This window comes from Bacillus sp. PS217 (assembly GCF_037963535.1).
Lineage (GTDB): Bacteria > Bacillota > Bacilli > Bacillales > Bacillaceae > Bacillus > Bacillus subtilis.
The window spans coordinates 851,777-872,862 of record NZ_CP150157.1 but is presented as its reverse complement, the minus strand read 5'-3'; the positions used below and the strand labels follow the sequence as shown (position 1 = coordinate 872,862).

Annotated in this window: 19 protein-coding genes; 8 read left to right on the top strand and 11 right to left on the bottom strand. The window is 45.8% G+C overall.

What is annotated here, in order from left to right:
• The first annotated feature begins 70 nt into the window (after positions 1-70).
• The gene (locus NSQ83_RS04515; protein ID WP_003243008.1) at positions 71-1,246 is read left to right on the top strand and encodes an MFS transporter; all 1,176 of its coding nucleotides are present in this window, start codon (positions 71-73) and stop codon (positions 1,244-1,246) included.
• Between the two features lie 198 nt (positions 1,247-1,444).
• Here NSQ83_RS04515 and NSQ83_RS04510 read toward each other — a convergent pair whose 3' ends face one another.
• From NSQ83_RS04510 to yfkJ, 3 genes are read right to left on the bottom strand one after another with little or no spacing between them, the layout of a single operon-like run.
• Positions 1,445-2,272 (bottom strand): YihY family inner membrane protein, encoded by an 828-nt coding sequence (locus tag NSQ83_RS04510; protein ID WP_198878919.1) that lies wholly within the window; start codon positions 2,270-2,272, stop codon positions 1,445-1,447.
• A gap of 23 nt (positions 2,273-2,295) precedes the next feature.
• Positions 2,296-2,616 carry a hypothetical protein gene (locus tag NSQ83_RS04505; RefSeq protein ID WP_003242981.1) on the bottom strand — a complete coding sequence of 107 codons (321 nt, stop codon included), beginning with the start codon at positions 2,614-2,616 and terminating at the stop codon, positions 2,296-2,298.
• Positions 2,617-2,633: 17 nt separating this feature from the next.
• Positions 2,634-3,104: a protein-tyrosine-phosphatase gene (gene yfkJ, locus NSQ83_RS04500; protein ID WP_167560167.1), complete on the bottom strand. Its 471-nt coding sequence runs from the start codon at positions 3,102-3,104 to the stop codon at positions 2,634-2,636.
• Between the two features lie 202 nt (positions 3,105-3,306).
• Between yfkJ and NSQ83_RS04495 the strand changes: the two genes are divergently transcribed.
• Together NSQ83_RS04495 and NSQ83_RS04490 are read left to right on the top strand one after the other, a co-directional pair.
• Positions 3,307-3,522 (top strand): DUF1128 domain-containing protein, encoded by a 216-nt coding sequence (locus NSQ83_RS04495; RefSeq protein ID WP_010330293.1) that lies wholly within the window; start codon positions 3,307-3,309, stop codon positions 3,520-3,522.
• A gap of 109 nt (positions 3,523-3,631) precedes the next feature.
• The gene (locus tag NSQ83_RS04490) at positions 3,632-4,822 is read left to right on the top strand and encodes an MFS transporter (protein WP_003243812.1); all 1,191 of its coding nucleotides are present in this window, start codon (positions 3,632-3,634) and stop codon (positions 4,820-4,822) included.
• 39 nt (positions 4,823-4,861) lie between these two features.
• On the opposite strand, the gene yfkM is transcribed toward NSQ83_RS04490, so the two are convergent.
• Positions 4,862-5,380 carry a general stress protein 18 gene (yfkM, locus tag NSQ83_RS04485; protein WP_003233673.1) on the bottom strand — a complete coding sequence of 173 codons (519 nt, stop codon included), beginning with the start codon at positions 5,378-5,380 and terminating at the stop codon, positions 4,862-4,864.
• 242 nt (positions 5,381-5,622) lie between these two features.
• Between yfkM and NSQ83_RS04480 the strand changes: the two genes are divergently transcribed.
• On the top strand, positions 5,623-10,011 hold the full coding sequence (locus tag NSQ83_RS04480) for a multifunctional 2',3'-cyclic-nucleotide 2'-phosphodiesterase/3'-nucleotidase/5'-nucleotidase (protein ID WP_198878920.1): 4,389 nt from the start codon (positions 5,623-5,625) through the stop codon (positions 10,009-10,011).
• Positions 10,012-10,048: 37 nt separating this feature from the next.
• Here the strand turns inward: NSQ83_RS04480 and NSQ83_RS04475 are convergent, their stop codons facing one another.
• From NSQ83_RS04475 to treP, 4 genes are all read right to left on the bottom strand, one after another.
• Positions 10,049-10,714 (bottom strand): NAD(P)H-dependent oxidoreductase, encoded by a 666-nt coding sequence (locus tag NSQ83_RS04475; RefSeq protein ID WP_029726870.1) that lies wholly within the window; start codon positions 10,712-10,714, stop codon positions 10,049-10,051.
• A gap of 139 nt (positions 10,715-10,853) precedes the next feature.
• Positions 10,854-11,570, bottom strand: a complete 717-nt coding sequence (gene treR / locus NSQ83_RS04470) for a trehalose operon repressor (RefSeq protein ID WP_003233679.1) — start codon at positions 11,568-11,570, stop codon at positions 10,854-10,856.
• Positions 11,571-11,590: 20 nt separating this feature from the next.
• The gene (gene treC / locus NSQ83_RS04465; protein ID WP_161476366.1) at positions 11,591-13,279 is read right to left on the bottom strand and encodes an alpha,alpha-phosphotrehalase; all 1,689 of its coding nucleotides are present in this window, start codon (positions 13,277-13,279) and stop codon (positions 11,591-11,593) included.
• 70 nt (positions 13,280-13,349) lie between these two features.
• Positions 13,350-14,762, bottom strand: a complete 1,413-nt coding sequence (gene treP / locus NSQ83_RS04460; protein ID WP_003233682.1) for a PTS system trehalose-specific EIIBC component — start codon at positions 14,760-14,762, stop codon at positions 13,350-13,352.
• A 188-nt stretch (positions 14,763-14,950) separates the two neighbouring features.
• On the opposite strand from treP, the gene NSQ83_RS04455 reads away from it, so the two are divergent.
• Genes NSQ83_RS04455 through NSQ83_RS04440 form a run of 4 tightly spaced genes read left to right on the top strand, consistent with a single transcriptional unit; the run spans position 14,951 to position 18,943 of the window.
• On the top strand, positions 14,951-16,492 hold the full coding sequence (locus tag NSQ83_RS04455) for a spore germination protein (RefSeq protein ID WP_173613996.1): 1,542 nt from the start codon (positions 14,951-14,953) through the stop codon (positions 16,490-16,492).
• Positions 16,473-17,627, top strand: coding sequence for a Ger(x)C family spore germination protein (locus tag NSQ83_RS04450; protein WP_038427525.1), 1,155 nt, complete (start codon positions 16,473-16,475; stop codon positions 17,625-17,627). Before NSQ83_RS04455 ends, NSQ83_RS04450 begins: the two co-directional genes overlap by 20 nt.
• A 15-nt stretch (positions 17,628-17,642) precedes the next feature.
• On the top strand, positions 17,643-17,843 hold the full coding sequence (locus tag NSQ83_RS04445) for a hypothetical protein (protein ID WP_003233686.1): 201 nt from the start codon (positions 17,643-17,645) through the stop codon (positions 17,841-17,843).
• A gap of 23 nt (positions 17,844-17,866) precedes the next feature.
• On the top strand, positions 17,867-18,943 hold the full coding sequence (locus tag NSQ83_RS04440; protein ID WP_088467577.1) for an endospore germination permease: 1,077 nt from the start codon (positions 17,867-17,869) through the stop codon (positions 18,941-18,943).
• On the opposite strand, the gene NSQ83_RS04435 is transcribed toward NSQ83_RS04440, so the two are convergent.
• The 3 genes from NSQ83_RS04435 to NSQ83_RS04425 form a co-directional block, all read right to left on the bottom strand.
• On the bottom strand, positions 18,940-20,355 hold the full coding sequence (locus NSQ83_RS04435) for a sodium:alanine symporter family protein (RefSeq protein WP_015252561.1): 1,416 nt from the start codon (positions 20,353-20,355) through the stop codon (positions 18,940-18,942). The genes NSQ83_RS04440 and NSQ83_RS04435 overlap by 4 nt on opposite strands.
• A 124-nt stretch (positions 20,356-20,479) precedes the next feature.
• Positions 20,480-20,872, bottom strand: a complete 393-nt coding sequence (locus NSQ83_RS04430) for a DUF1992 domain-containing protein (protein ID WP_003233692.1) — start codon at positions 20,870-20,872, stop codon at positions 20,480-20,482.
• 18 nt (positions 20,873-20,890) lie between these two features.
• A complete protein-coding gene (locus tag NSQ83_RS04425; RefSeq protein ID WP_072557053.1) occupies positions 20,891-21,028 on the bottom strand; it encodes a hypothetical protein in 138 nt (45 codons plus the stop codon).
• Between the last annotated feature and the right edge of the window lie 58 nt (positions 21,029-21,086).

Below are 21,086 nucleotides of genomic sequence, written 5' to 3'. Positions count from 1 at the left end.
TTTTCAGGTTGCCTGCTTTTGGAAAACATTGTACGATCAACATAGATTCCATATAAGGAGAACTGACACGATGTCACGATTTCATTTCTTTATCCTTGTCTTGCTCGTATCCATTTCCGGGTTTTCACAAGGCATGCTGCTGCCTGTCATTTCAATCATTTTTGAAACAAATGGAGAATCCGCTGCTATCAACGGCCTGCACGCGACCGGGCTGTATATCGGTGTGCTTTTGGCTTCGCCGTTTATGGAAGCGCCGCTCAGAAAGCTCGGGTTCAAGCCGCTGATCGTCATGGGCGGAAGCATTGTCATTTTAAGCTTATTCGGATTTATTTGGCTTCAGTCAGTTTGGGTCTGGTTCCTGCTTCGCCTGTTCATTGGAATCGGCGACCACATGCTTCACTTCTCTACGCAAACGTGGGTGACCTCCATGTCATCAAAACAAAATCGCGGAAGAAACCTGTCTATTTATGGGCTTTCCTTTGGCCTTGGCTTTGCCGCAGGCCCGTTCATGGTGCCGCTTGTCAAGCTGAGTCCGTCGCTTCCTTTTATCGTGTCCGGCTGCATCAGTCTGTTTGCGTGGCTTTTTGTTTTCTTTCTACAAAATGCATACCCGGAAACCAGTCCTCATGAAACCAAATCTGACAATAGTTTCAGGCGATTTTATCAGGCCATGCTGTTTGGGTGGGTTGCCTTTATGCCTACATTTGGCTACGGCTTTCTGGAAACGGCGCTGAACGGAAGCTTTCCGGTGTACGCGCTCCGTTTGGGGATATCAGTAGACGCAGTAGCGATCATCCTTCCCGCATTTGCGATTGGAAGCATTATCTTTCAGTTTCCGCTCGGCATCCTCAGCGATAAATACGGCAGGCGGAATGTGCTGCTGGTGATTTTACTGACTGGGGCTCTTTGCTTTTTCATCGCCGGTGTATTTCCTTCGCCTTACGTGATCGGCGGCTGCTTTTTTATTGCAGGAATGGCAGTCGGATCAACCTTTACACTTGGCATCAGCTATATGACAGACCTTCTTCCGCCTCACCTCCTGCCGGCGGGGAACCTGCTTTGCGGCATTACATTCAGTCTCGGCAGCATCCTCGGCCCGGTTGCCGGCGGCTGGTATATGCAGACATTTGAAAGCGCAAACTTGTTCTACTTCATTACTCTCACGCTTAGCGCTGTGTGGCTGGCCCTTGTGCTGGGCAAACCGAAAAGCTGGTCACCGGCTGAAACCTATTCTTCATCTTCTTAATCAAAAAGCCTCCCGACATCATGTCAGGAGGCTTTTATGCTAATGGTAGCCGTTTTGTCCGTTGGCGCTTCCGCTTGTTTTATGGCTCGATTTGCTTTTCGAATTTTGTTTGTTATGGCTTCCGCCTTTTTTCGTATGCTTGGTCATCACGATATCCCCCCGACTTCTTTTTGAACCGAAGTTCGTTTATAGGGTGCGCTAATGGTAGGGATTTTCATCAGGAAGCTTTTTACGTTTATGTAAAAGAGCGTTGATTTCTCCGCCTAGGATAATTAAAATGCCGCTCAAGTAAAACCAAATCATCAAGACGATGATTCCCCCGATGCTCCCGTAAGTGGCGCTATAGTTCGCAAACGTGCTGACGTAAAATGAAAACAATGTGCTGACAACGATCCAGCCGATGGTCGCAAAGACCGCACCCGGCATGACAAACCGGAGAGACAGCTTTTTGTTCGGCGCAATCACATACAGCGCGGAAAAAACAATCAAAAGCACAAGCGGGCTGACACCCCAGCGAATGGCGGCCCAGACGGATAAAAACAGATCCGACGCGCCGACAAAGTCAGAAGCGAGCCTTCCAATCTCCCGGCCAAATACCGGCAGAAGCAAAGCCACTAAAATCGTAAATACCATGGCAACCGTCAAAAAAATCGAGGTTAGACGAACAATGATAAAAGAGCGGTTTTCTTCCACATCATACGCGTGGTTCAGCGACCGGACGATCGCGTTCATTCCATTAGACGCAGACCATAATGCGGCGATAATCCCGAATGACAGCAAACCGCCATTTCGATTATTTAAGGTTTGATGGGTAATGGATTCAACGAGTGACATCGCACTGGCGGGAGCATATTGTTCTATGACTCCTAAAACATCATCGGTAGAAAGCGGAAGATACGCGGTGAGCGTCAGCATAAAAATCAAAAACGGAAACAGTGACAATAGAAAAAAATACGCCAGCTCCGCTGATTTACTTTGTCCTTCATGAAGGGTGTATCTGCTGAAAAGCTCTTTCAAAAAGCTCATGTCGTCTCACCTCGCATGTTTGATCATTTTTTTGAAAAATGCTCTTTCGTTTCTTGCACGAGTTCCATCACTTGCGGCGTTGTTTTCTTCAGCTCTTTCACCTGCTGGTTCACAAAGTCGACTTCCTTTGAAAGCGTTCGGGCGAGCTTTTTGGCCTCATCCACTTTTGTGATGACAGTGTTTTTTAACAGCTCTGGGTTGCTTTTGTACAGTGAAAGTTTATGCTTGCATGTCAGCCATCTCATCCCGCACGCCTGTCTTGTCGGCTTATGGAGCAGTGATAACGCCGCACCTGCCGCAGCTCCGAGAAATATCCCTTTCAGCATTAAACGTTCGTTGTTCATGCAAATTCTCCTTTCACTCACAATTGTTTTTCTTTTTGAATGGATGCAAGCAACTGCTCACAGCCCGTTTTGATTAATTGGCAGACCTCTTCAAAGTTCCCTGTGTAGTAAGGATCGGGTACGTCAGCCAGATCTGAATCTTCAACATAGTCCAAGAGCCTTTTGATATGCGAGGTGTTTTTAAATCCCGCCATGCTTCTGAGACTTCCGATATTTTCTGCATCCATTGCAATGATGTAATCAAAATCGGCCAGATCCTGTTCGCTGACTTGACGCGCCAGCATGCCATCAAAGCTGATTCCTTCTCTGCGCAATATCTCCTGCGTTCCCTCATGCGGGGGGTTGCCGATGTGCCAGCCGCCAATACCGGCTGAGTCCGCCTTGATTTTCCCCTCTAATCCTTTTTTGGCTGCCAGGTCCCGAAAAATCGCTTCCGCCATCGGAGACCGGCAAATGTTACCTAAACAAACAAATAACACGCTTATCATGATGTGCAACCTCCCTATTCTTTGCCCCTATTTCTCTAAAAAGAAACCTTCATGAATATCTTAGTAGGATGTTCATTTCCTTTTCAACTGATGTCTTCACTTTTTTGGAATGAAAAGCCTGCTTTTAGAATAGGGTTTTTTTCTGATGGAATTCTGTTAGAATAAAACATACCTATATTGCGCATAGAAAGGATGGAACCATTTGTCCAGCCCAAATACAGAAACATTAACTCAAATGATTGAAGAGATTTCCCAAAAGCTGAACATGCTGAACGTCGGCGTAATCAAAGCGGAGGATTTCAGTGATGAGAAGATTGAAGACCTCACGTACCTTCACAGCATGGTGATGAAAAAAGAATCATTCAGCCCAAGTGAAATGCAGGCGATTGCTCAAGAATTAGCCTCGCTTCGTAAATAATGGAGACTGGCCGGAAACTCGGCGAGTCTTTTTTATCATTTCCCCAAACCAATTTTCCTTAGAACAGTAAACAGCAAAGTGTTCGAATAAGATTTGAAGGAGTACAAGCATGCAAACGACATCTATCAAAACAGCATCCGGAATGTATATCAACTACTTCTTTCTGGGGATGGTCAACATCATTCTCGCATCCAATATGTCTTCATTAACAAAACAGTGGAATACCGATCCGACCGGCATCAGTTATGTCATTGCCGCTATCGGGTTTGGCAAACTGCTGACATACGGCATTTCCGGAGTTCTATCAGATAAAATCGGCAGAAAGCCGCTTGTTGTCGCTTCTGCGGGAATTATGGCCGTCTTTTTAGTCGGTATTCCTTTATCACCGAGCTATGAGCTGGCGTTTGTGTTCGCCTTATTAGCCGGAGTCGCAAATTCAGCGATGGATGCCGGAACATATCCGGCCCTAACCGAGCTCTTTCCGTCTGCTTCCGGTTCGGCGAATGTCTTGGTCAAGGCCTTTATGTCTGTCGGGGCCGCACTTTTGCCGCTTTTGATCACATTTTTAGCAGACCACAGCATGTTTTACGGATTTGCTTTTTATCTGCCGGCAGCGGTCTATCTCCTGAATATTATTTATTTATCAACGCTTTCGTTTCCTAAAAAACATAAGAAACCAACTAATAGCGGCCAACAGGAATCTCCCGTTTTCTTGTCTGAACCCGTTTTTCAGAAAGAAGGCACCGCACTGATTATCATCGGGTTTACATCCACGGCTTTATTTACGGTTTCTCAAATCTGGCTCCCGAGCTACGCGCAAAAGGCAGCCGGTTTAGCTGAATCAGCATCCGTACAATTGCTGAGCTATTATAGTATAGGATCTCTGGCATCTGTTTTATTATTAGCCGTTTTGCTGAACAGATGGGTCAAACCTGTCTTCATAACGCTCTTATATCCTATTATTACTTTATGTACACTCGCAGTTATGCTGACCGTTCATATCCCAGTTGTGCTGGACATCACTGCCTTTTTCTTAGGTTTTTCAACTGCGGGTGTGTTTCAAATTACCATTACGTTAATGACAGAGCTTTTCTGGAAGCGAAAAGGAACCGTTACCGGAATTGTAGCGACCGCTTCAAGCCTTGCATCGATTCTGCTGCCGATTGCAACAGGGCTTATCGCAAAAGCGGGGGGCATCGCTCATATTTTCATATTCGACTTCGGCATTGCGGTCATCGGAACGGCTGCAGCTGCTTTCTTGTATTACAGGTACAAGAAACTGACAGGTGCTCAAGCCTAAGCAACAAAAAAACGGACGCCCGTGGGCGTCCGTTTTTTCTTATTTCTCAAGCAATGCCAATGACTCGCGGTTAAATGCCGGTATATCGTCCGGTGTGCGGCTAGTGACCAATTGATCCTGGCAAACAACCACTTCCTTGTCCACAACGTCGGCACCGGCGTTTTCCATGTCAACACGAATGGACGTATAGCCCGTCGCTTTTCGGCCGTCGAGCGCTTTCGCATTGATTAAAAGCTGCGGGCCGTGGCAAATGGCGAATACCGGCTTTTTGTCAGTCATAAACGCTTTTGTAAATTGGACGAAACGATCGTCAGCGCGAAGCTGGTCTGGTGAAAATCCTCCGGGAATCAAAAGCGCATCAAAGTCTGAAGGGTTTACGTCGTCAATGGACGCGTCAACCGTCACTTCCGCTTTTCCCTGCTTGCCTTTTACTGTTTTTCCTTTTTCATTTTCGATGACAGTCAGTTCATGTCCCGCTTCTTTAAAAGCTTTCGCAGGCTCAGTGTACTCGCTGTCCTCAAAATAATCTGTTAAAACAACTGCAATTTTTTTCCCCATGATTCATAACCTCCCGCTTTATATGTCTACATAAAACACTCTACCCCAGCCACACTAAAATAAACATTCCGCGATTGTGACAAACGATAAGCATAAATACCCAGTATTTGTCGTTTGATACTGATACATAATACTCATTTTTCTCCCTTTTACAATAATCATAAAGAAACACCTACAAATAGTTACAAAATATTCTTACAATAGGAGCTGTAACACAAATTTCGTTGAAAGGTGGAGAACTGGTGAGAATACAGAAAAGACGAACACACGTCAGAAACATTCTCCGTATTCTTTTGCCCCCAATTATGATACTTAGCCTAATCCTCCCAACACCACCCATTCATGCAGAAGAAAGCGCGGCTCCTCAGGTGCATCTGAGTATTTTGGCTACGACTGATATTCATGCCAACATGATGGATTACGATTACTACAGCGACAAAGAAACGGCGGATTTCGGTCTGGCGAGAACAGCGCAATTGATCCAAAAGCACCGCGAGCAAAACCCTAACACCCTGCTTGTGGATAACGGCGACTTGATTCAAGGGAATCCGCTGGGTGAATACGCGGTGAAATATCAAAAAGACGACATTATCTCCGGCACGAAAACCCATCCGATTATCAGCGTCATGAATGCGCTGAAATACGACGCCGGAACGCTTGGCAATCATGAATTCAACTACGGGCTCGACTTTCTCGACGGCACAATCAAAGGAGCCGATTTCCCAATTGTAAATGCCAACGTCAAAACAACTAGCGGTGAAAACCGTTATACGCCGTATGTGATTAATGAAAAAACCCTCATTGATGAAAACGGTAATGAGCAGAAAGTAAAAGTCGGCTACATAGGCTTTGTCCCGCCGCAAATCATGACATGGGACAAAAAGAATCTCGAGGGGCAAGTTCAGGTGCAGGATATCGTAGAATCCGCCAATGAAACGATCCCGAAAATGAAGGCGGAAGGCGCAGATGTCATTATTGCCCTCGCCCACACCGGCATTGAAAAGCAGGCGCAATCATCAGGCGCAGAAAACGCCGTGTTTGACCTTGCCACTAAAACGAAAGGCATTGACGCGATTATCTCGGGCCATCAGCACGGACTCTTTCCTTCCGCCGAGTATGCGGGTGTTGCTCAGTTCGATGTGGAAAAGGGAACAATAAACGGCATTCCTGTCGTCATGCCAAGCAGCTGGGGCAAATATTTAGGCGTGATTGACCTCAAGCTTGAAAAGGCGGACGGCTCATGGAAGGTAGCAGATTCCAAAGGAAGTATTGAATCTATTGCTGGCAACGTCACATCAAGAAACGAAACCGTTACAAACACCATTCAGCAAACACATCAAAACACACTGGAGTATGTCCGAAAGGCAGTGGGCAAAACCGAAGCAGATATTAACAGCTTCTTTGCACAGGTCAAAGATGATCCTTCCATTCAGATCGTGACTGACGCGCAAAAATGGTATGCCGAAAAAGAAATGAAGGATACCGAGTACAAGGACCTGCCGATTTTATCCGCTGGAGCGCCGTTTAAAGCAGGCGGCAGAAACGGAGCCAATTACTATACAAACATTCCAGCCGGAGATCTTGCGATTAAAAATGTCGGTGACTTGTATCTTTACGATAATACTGTTCAAATCGTCAAGCTGACAGGCAGCGAAGTCAAGGACTGGCTGGAGATGTCAGCAGGCCAATTCAATCAAATTGATCCAGCCAAAGGCGGCGATCAGGCCTTGCTGAACGAGAATTTCCGCTCCTATAATTTTGACGTGATTGACGGTGTCACATATCAGGTCGATGTGACAAAACCGGCTAAATACAATGAGAACGGAAAAGTGATCAATGCGGATTCATCCCGGATCATCAACCTTTCCTATGAAGGCAAGCCGATCAGCCCAAGCCAGGAATTTCTCGTAGTCACCAATAACTATCGTGCGTCCGGAGGCGGCGGGTTCCCTCATCTGACGAGCGATAAAATTGTCCACGGCTCTGCAGTTGAAAATAGGCAGGTGCTGATGGATTACATTATTGAACAAAAAACAGTCAATCCAAAAGCAGACAACAACTGGTCAATCGCGCCTGTTTCCGGCACGAATCTGACGTTTGAATCCTCGCTTTTGGCCAAGCCATTTGCCGATAAAGCAGACGATGTCGCTTATGTAGGCAAGTCTGCCAATGAAGGCTATGGTGTGTATAAGCTGCAATTCGATGATGATTCAAATCCAGATCCTCCTAAAGACGGACTGTGGGATCTGACCGTCATGCACACCAATGATACGCACGCCCATCTCGATGATGCAGCGAGACGAATGACGAAAATCAACGAAGTGCGCAGCGAAACAAATCACAACATTCTCCTTGATGCGGGAGATGTATTTTCCGGCGATCTGTATTTTACTAAATGGAACGGTTTGGCCGATCTGAAAATAATGAACATGATGGGCTATGACGCCATGACCTTCGGGAACCATGAATTTGACAAAGGCCCGACGGTGCTTTCTGATTTTCTAAGCGGAAACAGCGCGACCGTTGATCCGGCGAACCGCTATCACTTCGAAGCGCCGGAATTTCCGATTGTCAGCGCAAACGTAGATGTGTCAAATGAGCCCAAGCTGAAATCACTTGTCAAAAAGCCGCAAACCTTTACCGCAGGTGAAAAGAAAGAGGCCGGCATCCACCCTTACATTCTGTTAGACGTTGACGGGGAGAAAGTCGCCGTATTCGGCCTGACAACGGAAGATACGGCCACCACATCAAGCCCGGGCAAAAGCATCGTATTCAATGATGCCTTTGAAACAGCACAAAACACCGTCAAAGCGATTCAGGAAGAAGAAAAAGTAAATAAAATTATTGCATTAACCCACATCGGGCATAACCGGGATCTTGAGCTAGCCAAAAAAGTAAAAGGCATTGACTTGATCATCGGCGGACACACTCACACCCTCGTAGACAAAATGGAGGTCGTGAACAACGAAGAACCGACGATCGTGGCGCAGGCAAAAGAATACGGCCAATTCTTGGGGCGCGTTGATGTCGCGTTTGATGAAAAAGGCGTTGTGCAAACAGATAAATCAAATCTGAGCGTGCTGCCAATTGATGAACATACAGAAGAAAACCCAGAAGCAAAACAAGAGCTCGATCAGTTCAAAAATGAATTAGAGGACGTAAAAAATGAAAAAGTCGGCTACACGGATGTGGCGCTTGACGGCCAGCGTGAGCATGTGCGCACGAAAGAAACGAATCTCGGAAACTTCATCGCGGACGGTATGCTGGCAAAAGCGAAAGAAGCAGCCGGCGCCAGAATAGCGATAACAAATGGCGGCGGCATCAGAGCAGGCATTGACAAAGGTGATATCACACTCGGCGAGGTGCTCAACGTGATGCCGTTCGGCAATACGCTTTACGTGGCCGATTTAACCGGAAAACAAATTAAAGAAGCCCTTGAACAAGGCCTAAGCAATGTGGAAAATGGCGGCGGCGCTTTCCCTCAGGTGGCCGGAATCGAATATACCTTTACATTAAACAACGAACCTGGGCACCGTGTGTTAGAAGTGAAAATTGAATCGCCTAACGGAGACAAAGTTGCTATAAATACGGATGATACCTACCGCGTGGCAACAAATAATTTTGTCGGTGCCGGAGGAGACGGATATTCTGTCTTTACAGAAGCCTCCCATGGTGAAGACCTTGGCTACGTTGATTATGAGATTTTCACCGAACAGCTGAAAAAACTAGGAAACAAGGTCTCTCCTAAAGTTGAAGGACGGATCAAAGAAGTATTCCTGCCGACAAAGCAGAAGGACGGCAGCTGGACACTTGATGAAGACAAATTTGAGATTTACGCTAAAAATGCCAACACGCCGCTTGTCTATTACGGAACACATGAAGGATCACAAGAGAAGCCTATCAATCTCAAAGTAAAAAAAGATCAGGTCAAACTTTTGAAAGAAAGAGAGTCAGATCCTTCATTGACGGTGTTCAACTACTGGTACAGCATGAAGATGCCAATGGCGAACCTTAAAACTGCAGACACTGCAATCGGAATCAAGTCGACGGGAGAATTGAATGTGTCATTGGCAGATGTATATGACTTTACAGTAAAGCAAAAAGGAAAAGAAATAAAATCATTCAAGGAGCCCGTACAGCTTTCGCTTCGCATGTTTGATATTGAAGAAGCTCATAACCCTGCCATTTATCACGTCGACAGGAAAAAGAGAGCTTTCACAAAGACAGATAACGGATCAGTTGACGATGATATGGTGACAGGATATACAAACCACTTCAGCGAATACACGATCTTAAATTCCGGTTCGAACAACAAACCGCCGGCATTCCCGTCCGACCAACCGACAGGCGGTGATGACGGCAGTCATGGCGGAGGCTCCGACAAACCAGGCGGAAAACAGCCGACTGACGGAAACGGAGGAAATGATACGCCTCCCGGCACTCAACCGACTAACGGCTCTGGAGGAAACGGTTCGGGCGGATCAGGAACAGACGGTCCGGCTGGCGGCCTGCTTCCGGACACAGCCACATCCATGTACTCGATCCTGTTGGCCGGATTTCTGATCAGCGCACTCGGAACGGCAATGTACTTACATCAGAGGAGAAAACAGAATAGAACGAATCAGGCATAAAAAAAGAGCTGCTCGCTAAGCGAGCAGCTTTCTTTATTTAAACCCACTTCACAACATCTTCAACAGCAGATCTTGTTTTCGGACGAGGGTCTCTCACTCGGTAGCCAAATGCCACCATCACAGAAATATCGAAGCTTCCGTTTTCCAGAAGGCCTTCTTCTTCAAGAATACGGTGAATGTGATCGTACTGGAAGCCTTCTATCGGGCAGGAATCAACACCGATTTGCGCAGCGGCAGTCATCATGTTGCCAAGCGCGATATAGGTTTGTTTTGATGCCCAGTCAAACAATGTTCTGTCACTTTCAAGCAAATGCAAATCGTTTTTCTGGAATTCTTCTGTTTTGCTTAAATAGCCTTCGTACACGTCTTGAGGCATTTGTTTTACTTCTTTTAAATGACGTTTGATGTAGTCCGCATTATATTTGATATCCTTCGCTGTACGCGCAAGAATCAGGACGAAATGGCTTGCGGTCGGCAGCTGCTTTTGCGCGCCCCATGTGTATTCACGAAGCTTCTCGCGGAAATCCGGATTTTGGACGACGACAAATTTCCAAGGCTCAAGGCCGAGTGAGCTCGGAGACAGTCTTCCTGTTTCTAAAATAAATTCAAAATCGCTGTCTGACACTTTTTTATTCGGGTCAAATTCCTTAGTCGCATGCCTGAAATTGTATGCATCCAGAATTTGTTTCTTTAGATCTGCCATGTAAAACACCTCTCCTTTAGGTTACTCTCATCTCTATTGTAGCCATTATGATAAAAAGTAAAAGTACGCACATTTTTGTTGGATAGTATCAATTTTGATACCAAACAAAAAAGCGCGCTGCCGCAGGCAGGCGCCTCTCTCATTTCCCCCGCCGCGCAAAATCAACAAATCGGAATTTGTCGAGACGGTGTCTGCTTTCCGTATATTGAAACAAACTGGTATCCTCCAAAAAGACGTAGTTTCTCACCACGACCATATGGTCATAGCCGCGTAAATCGAGCAGCTCTCTGTCCTCGTCCGTACACGGCTCGGCGACAATTTCTTTTTGGGCGTAACTGATCGAAAGACCTAGCTCTCCTTCTATATATTCATATATGGAGTTTTCACAAATTTCTTTCGTCAGGTGAGGGACATGCTTTCTGAAAAAGTAATCCTTGTCCAAAATCACATGTTCCCCGTCAATCTTTCTAGACCTGATGACTTCCCAGATGTCGTCATCCAGATTGGCCCGGAGCTGTTTTTGGATCAGCTCTGACGGAGGCTCCAGCCCGAATTTGTGTACAGTTGTTTTCGTTTCTTTGCCAAGCGTTTGCGCGAGCTCCTTGAAGCTGACAAGGCCCGAAACGGGAAACTGCATTTTTTCACGATTGAGCACGACGGAGCCTTTTCCCCTGATTTTCTGGATATAACCGTTTTGCGCGAGCATATGAAGCGCCTTTCGGACCGTTTCTCTTGATGTACCGTACTGTGCGGTCAACTCATGTTCAGACGGAAGAATCTCCTCCGCTTTCCATCGGCCGCCTTCAATTTGCTGTGCGATGTCTTTATAAATTGTGATGAATTTATTCACCTTCATTATGGACCACCCAGCTTAGTTTAACACGGTTTCGTTAAACGATAAACAATGGACTCATACGGGCGAAGCGTCATGTTCTGAAGCCCTTCCCTTGCTTCATCGTTCGTCAACAGCACCTCTGCCTTCCATTCGCCAGGCGCTAAAGAGTCCGGCAGTGTAAAGGCCGCCTCTGTCCCGTAAAAATTATTGATCACGAGCAGCTTTTCATTGCTGTCGTGTCTGAGATACGCAAAAATGTTCGGGTCATCCTTTGCGATTAACTCATACGTTCCCTCTGTCACAATGTCATACATTTTGCGAATCTGAATCAATTTTTGATAATGGTAAAACACCGAATTTTGATCCCTCAGCGCCGCTTCAGCATTGATTTCCCGATAATTTCCTGCAACCGGTATCCATGGGGTGCCCGTTGTAAAACCGCCATTCTCCGTAGCATCCCACTGAACGGGGGTTCTGGAATTGTCACGGGATTTCGCCTGCAAAATGGCTGTGATCTCTTGATCAGCCATTCCTTTTTCCTTAAAGGCGTGATACATGTTCAGCGATTCGACATCCCGATAGGAACTGATGTCAGTAAACTTCGGATTCGTCATTCCCAGCTCCTCGCCCTGATAAATATAAGGCGTGCCCTGCATCATATGAATGGCCGTAGCAAGCATTTTCGCCGATTTCACCCTATATGCGCCATCATCTCCATATCTTGATACAACGCGCGGCTGATCATGATTGCACCAGAACAGAGCGTTCCATCCCCCTCCTGCGTGCATCCCCGTTTGCCAGTCGGATAGGATCTCCTTCAGCTTCAAAAAGTCAAACGGCGCCAAGGCCCATTTTTCGCCGTTGGGATAGTCAACCTTGAGATGATGGAAGCTGAAAGTCATATCAAGTTCTTTATTGTCAGGATTCGTATACCGGATGCAGTGGTCTACGGTTGTTGAAGACATCTCACCGACCGTCATGCTGTCGTAATGTGAAAACACCTTTTCGTTCATTTCATGCAGAAATTCGTGCACTCGCGGCCCGTCAGTGTAAAAAGAGCGGCCGTCGCCGCCGTCCTCCGCATTCGGAAAGCGCTGATCTTTAGAAATCAGGTTGATGACATCAAGCCTGAAGCCGTCTATTCCCTTTTCAAACCAAAAATGCATCATGTCATAGACATGCTTTCTGACCTCTTCATTTTCCCAATTCAAATCAGCCTGTGTCACGTCAAACAGATGCAAATAGTATTGGCCCGACGCTTCATCAAGTTCCCATGCCGATCCCCCGAATTTCGATTCCCAGTTCGTCGGAAGAGAACCGTTTTCCTGCGGGTCTTTCCATATATAAAAATCACGGTACGGGCTGTCTATGGAAGAAATCGCCTCGCGAAACCATTTGTGCTCTGTTGACGTATGATTGACAACAAGATCCATGACGACTTTCAAGTCTCTTTTATGTGCTTCGGACACTAGCCGCTCAAAATCCTCCATCGTTCCGTATTCAGGATAAATCGAGTAATAATCACGAATATCGTACCCATTATCATGCTGAGGAGAATCATAAATCGGCGTCAGCCATAGCACATCCACTTGAAGTGTTTTTAAGTAATCCAGCTTTTCAATAATGCCGTTCAAATCGCCGACACCGTTTCCCGTCGTATCGTTAAAGCTTTTCGGATAAATTTGATAAACCACAGCTTTTTTCCACCATGGCGTTTGTTCTGTTTTCATCTGTCTCCACCACCATATTTAAATTGAAAACGGGAAAAGGGAACGTTCAACACGTCCCGCTCCCCACTTGTTATTTATGTTTGAATCTCGCATACGCGTATGTTCCGGCAAACGGCACGATCAATACAATAGCCATCCCGATTGCAAACGCGCCCCAGTACTGGCTCATGATTGAGAAAATCCCCGGCACGCCGCCGACACCGACGGAGCTTGCCAGCACACCTTGAGAAGAAATATACATTCCGGCCAGGCCAGAGCTGACCATTGCAATGATAAACGGGAATCTGTATCGCAGATTCACCCCAAAGATGGCAGGCTCTGTAATGCCAAGATAAGCAGAAATCCCTGATGTGAGGGAGAGGCCTTTTTGTTTCTCATCCTTCACGATAAACATCATGGCCAGAGCCGCCGAACCTTGTGCGATATTAGAAAGCGCCAGCATCGGCCATAAAAAGGTGCCGCCGAGCTTTGAACCGATGAGCTGCAGGTCGACTGCAAGAAACGTGTGATGCATACCGGTAATCACGAGCGCTGAGTAGAAACCGCCATATAACAGACCGCCCAGTGCGGCAAAAGAACCAAACACCGAGATAAGCCCTGAAGTCAGTACATTACCGATCGCAAATGTAATCGGGCCGATAATGATAAAAGAGGCAAATCCTGTTAAGAGAAGCGTAATTGGTGCGACAACGAGCAGCTGTATGCCCTCAGGTGTGCGTTTTGTTAAAAATACCTCAATCTTCGCCAGCATATAAGAAGCAAGCAAAATTGGGAGCACCTGGCCCTGATAGCCGACTTTCTGCACCTCTAGGCCGAATAGATTCCATACCGGGATCTCTCCGCTTTGTTCTGCGGCGCCATATCCCCACGCATTCAGCAAATCAGGATGCACGAGCATAACCCCGAGCACAATGCCGAGAAGCGGATTGCCGCCGAACCGCTTGACGGCAGACCATCCGATTAACGCAGGCAAAAACGTAAAGGCCGTGCCTGCAATCAGGTTAATCATATTAGCAAGATCCGCCCACTGCGGATAAACCTGCACAATCGATTTTGTGCTGAAGAAAATGCCTTCCGCCGTTAAAATGTTATTGATCCCCATTAAAAGACCCGCCGTGACAATCGCAGGCAATATTGGAATAAAAATATCTGCAAGCGTTTTCACAGCACGCTGCAAAGGATTCATATTTTTTTCTGAGGCCTTCTTCACTTCATCCTTTGTTGACTCGCCAATCCCCGTTTCCTTAACCAGTTCAGCATATACTTTATTGACAGTTCCCTGGCCGATTACGACCTGAAACTGTCCGTTTGTCGAGAATGATCCCTTTACCACATCAATTTGATCAAGCATCTCTTGGTCAACCTTGCTTTCATCTATTAAAGCAAAACGCAAACGTGTAACACAATGAGTTGCCGCTGCAATATTTTCAGCACCGCCGACTGCTTCGACAATCTGACGTGCCGATTTGTTCAGTTCCCCCATGCCAACCCCTCCGTATCCGTTTTTATAACTTGTATATACAACTTATAATCATATTGTATTCCTGTATATACAGGTAGTCAACACTTTTTTATAGCGCTTTCATCCTAGTCTGGAATATATGAAACAGACAAGGTTACCCTAAAAGTCACAAGCACTTATTGTGACATTAAAAAGCAGGGTGAGCCTCTATGAATATACGCGACAAAGCGCTTCAGCTCATCAAAGAGCTTGAAGACAATCAGGACAGACCGATCTCTCCCAATTTGAAGGAAAACCTCGATAATCTGACCTTATTAACAGAAGGCTGCTCAGACATCGTATTTAGACAATTTGACTTTGGAAACGGGCTGTGCGGATTTATTGTTTATATCGAAGGAATTGTAAAATCTGAACATATTCAGGATCACGCCCTCCGCCCTTTCTTAATGCATTTGACGGATCAAGTAGATGAACATGAAGAGGCGCTGCAAAATACTCTATCAATTTCAAGTGTTGCAACAGAAACGAGTATGAGCAAAGTAGCTGCATCCATCATTGAGGGGAACGCGGTTTTATTTGCCGACGGGCACTCAAAAGGGCTGATCTTAAATATAAAAGGCGGACAAAGAAGAAGCATTGAAGAGCCGATAACAGAATCGACCATCAGAGGGTCAAGAGAGGGCTTCACTGAAAGCCTCAGGGTCAATACCGCGCTTGTGCGCTTTCGCGTCAAAACGTTTCAGCTTAAAATGATCTCGTTTAAAATCGGCACGAAAACCAAAACCGATGTTGTCTTGGCCTATATTGACGGGCTTGCCGATCCAAAGGTCATTGACAAAGTAAAAAAAAGAATCAAAAAGATAAAGATTGATGCTGTCTTAGAAAGCGGATATATTGAAGAGTTTATCGAAGACGACACGTACTCGCCATTCCCCCAGCTGCAATACACAGAAAGGCCGGACACCGTCGCCGCCCAGCTTCTCGAAGGCCGATTTGCCATTTTCACAGATAATACGCCCTTTGTCTTAACAGGCCCGATTACGTTTTGGCAGCTTATGCAGGCCAGTGAAGATTACTATGAGCGTTATTTGATGTCTAACTTAATCCGCTGGCTTCGCTATATGTTTTTATTCGTTGCTTTATATTTGCCGGCTATTTATGTTGCCGTTATTACATACCATCAGGACTTAATGCCGACAAACTTAATGTTCAGTGTGGCCTCCGCTCGTGAACCGATTCCTTTCCCCGCCATCATAGAAGCATTGATTATGGAAATTTCTTTTGAGGCTCTCCGTGAGGCGGGAGTGCGCCTGCCGAAAACCATCGGCCAGACCGTCAGTATTCTCGGGGCCCTAGTCATTGGGACAGCCGCTGTTGAAGCGGGAATTGTGTCTGCCCCCATGGTGATCATCGTATCGTTAACAGGGATCGCGTCATTTACAATTCCGCGGTTTAACTTAGCTATCTCCATCAGGATGCTTCGTTTCCCGCTTATGTTTTTGGCGAGTATTTTCGGGATTTTCGGCATTATGCTTGGCACGATTATCTTAGTGCTCCATTTATGCAAGCTGCAATCTTTCGGTATTCCTTATTTATCCGGGATTTCTCCGTTTAAACGAGATGAAGTAAAAGATATTTTTGTCAGGGCGCCTTGGTGGACGATGACCAGAAGGCCGGGCACGTATTCGCGCGGCAACGGACAGAAGGGAGCGAAAAGAGAGGACCCAAAAGATGAAGAAAACAATATATAAGTGTGTTTTGCCGCTTCTCATTTGTATCCTTCTAACGGGGTGCTGGGACCGGACAGAAATCAATGACATTGCATTTGTTGTCAGCTCAGCCATTGATAAGAAAAAAGATCAGTATCGAGTGGCCATGCAGATTCCCTTGGTCGGTCAATTAGGCGGACAAACAGGGGGCGGCGGCGGAACTGCCGGTTCAAAAACATGGTATGTTGATTCAGCTTCCGGCACTACGATCAGAGAAGCGAACAACAAGCTGCAAACCTCCTTGTCACGGACAATCAATACGTCCCACAGACGTACAGTCATTATTGGAGAGGATATGGCGAGAGACGGCGTTGCCCCAGTCTTTGATATTTTAACGCGAAATCCGCAGAACAGATTAACGGCGCTCATTTTAGTCAGCCGGGGAGAAGCGCGGGACATTTTAAACACCGATGTTCAGCTTGAACAGTTTCCGGCGGAAATGATTCGGGAGCTGGCCATTATCGCAACGAGCCGGCCCGTTTTCTTAAGCAGATTCATGTCTGATCTAGTAGAAATAGGCAGTGATCCGTATGCACCGGTCATCTCTGCATCTAAAACAAAACCTGGAGGGAAAGGCAAATCTAATTTGAAAATTGACGGGCTTGCGATCTTTAAAAAGGACAGATTGATGGATATTTTCAAAGATGTACACATGACAGCAGCCCTGATGTTGCTGAATCAAGCCCGCCAGCCAGAATTCATAGTAGACCTGCCGAATCAAATGGGACAAGCATCCATTCAGCTTCAAAAGTCCAATGTATCCTTTCATGCCGCTGAAAAAAACGGAAAGCTGTCAATGACAATCGAGATCAGAGCCAAAGGAATTATTATGGAAAACCAATCAACCTATGAGACGAGAGAAAATGACCAGTATTACATCATTCAAAAAGCATTAAACAGAACCATAAAGAAGGACGTGATCAGCACCGTTCATCGTTTGCAAAAGCTAAAGGCGGACCCGGCCGGCTTTCAAGACAGGACCATCAGAAGCACGGCAACCACGAAGAATCTGCTGAAAAAGGAATGGGAAGAGGTATATAAGGATATGGAGGTTCACGTCGTCCCAATTGTGACGATTGAGCAGGGCGGTGTCCTATACAAAACGATCAGCCATTAATGGAGGTGCGTCAGCATGATCAGCTATATCGTACAGACATTGATTGTGTGCATTGCCATATACGCATATGAATGGAAGAATTTTCGTTCCGCTAACAATCTAACAAAATGGGCCTTCAGCCTGCTGATTGCAGGAAGTGCTTTTCTATGGATTTATATGAGAGTGAATCCCCTGCTTCCGCGGCTGGGGCACCTGTTTAAATATATTCCGTTTTGAACATGACAGAAAGGATGTGCTTTATGGACAAGACCTCTGCATACCAAGGATTATTTTTCGGAGCTCTGTATACGTTAGCAGTCGGATTAAAGCATGCTCCGATTCTCATGATCGAATCAGCAAAACAAAATGCCTGGCACAGCTATATCCTCGGCGTTGTCATCGTGATTCCGGCACTCTGGCTCATGCATAGGCTGATGAAAAAGCATCAGGATAAAAATATCTATGAGCTGCTGAGCGATTCCTCACCAATCGCAGGCCGGATTATCATTTTACTGTTTTCTTTGTATTTCCTGTTAATCAATGCTCATGATATACGTTTTTTCATCAATTTGATTAACATTTTATTTCTCCCGAGAACACCAATGGCTGTTCTTGGCGGTGTTATTATCTTTGTGGCGATCTGTATTGCCAGAGAGGGAAAAGAAACATTGACCAGAATGGCGCAGATATTCCTATTTCCATTCGGCTTCCTGGTCTTGTTCCTTCCATTTACGCTGGCCACACAAATTGAGCTTCAAAACTTGACGCCTGTTTTTGAAGGTCTAATCCCATATCTTCAATCAGGCTATTACGCGTTTGGGACAATGGGGGAATTGATTATCCTTCCGCTTCTCTTCTCAAACCGGAGCGTCCCGCTAAAATACACCATTTTCGCGATACTGCTGGGCGCTTTATTGCTGGCCGTGATGTTATTTTCTTCAATTTCTGTCTTTGGTCCCAACCTGACATCTACTTTCTTTGATCCTGCTTATATGGTCATCAGGCAGATCCGCATTACGGATTTTCTGGATCGCTCAGACCTGATCATCGCGGCTTTTTGGATTCCAGTCATTATGGTGAAGATAGCAGGTTCCCTATATATCGTGGTATACGGCCTTTCGTTTTTACACTCAAAAATCGACCCGAAAGCCATGTATACACCAATCGGCATGCTCTCAGTCGTATGCAGCTTTTGGTTTTTTTTAAATACAAATCAGCTAATCGACTTTAACAGAATTAAACCAATTATTAATGTAGTGATTTCTCTTTTGCTGCCTTTACTCATTTATTTGATCATAAAAAGCAAAGCGGTGTTCGGCGCCAAAGCAAAGCACTAGGAGTTTTTAGCTTCTTTTGTTTGATAAACAGGATTCTGTTTTGTTTTTCTTATATCTTTCAGGTAGTACTGTTCAGATGTAAAGAATTCGGTGTACAGCGCTTTTACCTTTCTGCTCAATAACAACAGCGCAATCACATTTGGAACGAGAATAAAAGCCAATGCTAAGTCCAAAAAACCCCAAATGGCTTTTGCTCCGCCTGCGGCACCTATGATAATAGCCGCTAAATAAACGAATTTGATCACGTGTCCTGCCAGCCGCCCGAACAGAAATTCAGCTTGCTTTACGCCGTAAAAAATGACAACCATAATGGTTGATACGACAAAGAAGACTAGGGAAACCGAAACGAAGTACCCTCCGCCAGAACCGAAATAATGCTGAAATGCAGCCGTCGTCAGTGCTGCCGGGTCAATTGAGGCGTTCTTCCCTGTCCAGACACCAGATGCAAGAACGACAAAAGCGGTGGTCGTGCAGATGATCAAGGTGTCAATGACAATGCCGATCACAGACCAAAACCCTTGCCGCACAGGATGATCAGTCATTGCTGCCGCATGTGCAATCGGGGCTGTTCCCATCCCGGCTTCATTAGAATACAGCCCGCGGGCAAATCCCCAGCGAACGGTTTCCGCCAACGCAGCACCTGCGAACCCTCCAACTGCTGAAGAAGAGGTAAACGCATTTGAAAAAACGAGAGAGAAAAACGCCGGCACTGATGATAGATTCATGAGAACAATCAGGAGACCGGCACCTGCGTATGCCCCTGCCATAAGAGGCACGACAAACTCTGTTACTTTTCCGATCCGCTTTACCCCTCCTATCACCACTAACCCAATCAAAAATGCAATTCCGATTCCTGCGTATATTTTATTGAAAGAAAACGTCTCGGCAAGCGAGACTGAAACCGAATTTCCCTGAACCATAATGCTGGGAATCAGCTCCACAATCAGCGCAACAGAGAAGAATACGCCGAGCCATTTCATGCGCAGCCCTTTTGTTATGTAATACATCGGTCCCCCGACGTATTCACCCTGCTCATTTTTTTCTCTATAATGAACAGCAAGAACACTTTCAGAAAACTTAATCGCCATGGCAAATAAGGCAATAAGCCACATCCAAAAAACCGCTCCTGGCCCTCCAAACATAATAGCGGCGGGCACACCGACAATGTTCGCTGCACCGATCGTTGAACTGAGGGCTGAGGTCAATGCCTGAAGCGGTGTGACTGTGCCTTCTCCCTTCGGCTTTTTTCCTACGCTGCCGATTGTCTGTTTGAAAATGTATAAAGGATAGCGAAATTGAAAACCTTTCAGCAAAATAGTGAAATACAAGCCCGTCCCCGTCAGCAGGATGATTAGCGGCGGACCCCACAGCCAATCAGATATATGCTCTATCCATACTAATAGTCGTTCCATCCCATCACCCTTTTTTCGTTTATGAATCATTTCCCATAGATGGAAAAACATAAACCTTTTGACATAGAACTTGGAACATAAAAAGGATGGCTATTATCAATCGCCATCCTGCAGACAAGACAAATCAGCTGGAAGAAGGTCTGTTTCGTCCAAGCCGATCATATACTTTATTCTTATAAAAAGCGGATGCTGGCTTTGAAAACATGCCTTTTTTGTCGACAAGCTTATCAAGCAGCAATTGCTTTTCAGATTTTTTTCTGATTAATTGCTCGCGTTCTTTTTCGTCATAGCACTTTTCGATTAAATGGTCGATGGTCATAAGCTCTTTTTTGAGCGCGCCCTCGTCCTCTGCCATTCCCGCGTTTTTCAAAATACGATAGCCCATGCGCAGCGATTCCGGCAAGTGTGCCGCGTCATCCTTCGGCAGCGGCTTCCCCATTCCCGGGAGGTTTTGAAAGTCCCCGTCTTTGATGGCGCGCTTAATTTTATCTTCAGACACAATATGGGAAAAATCCATCATTTCACCTCTTTTTATCTATACCTTATATTTTATCATACAATTCTCGATGTACCATTTTATTCCTTTATTTCTAGAAAGATACCTTGTTTTACATTTGGTAATATCAAAGCGAAACGTTGATTCGACGGCGTTTTTCGCCACTTTCTCCATCATACGATTTTCACTTTTCTAATCTGCTGATTCGTGTTATATTGGATACGTTCGTTTTTTC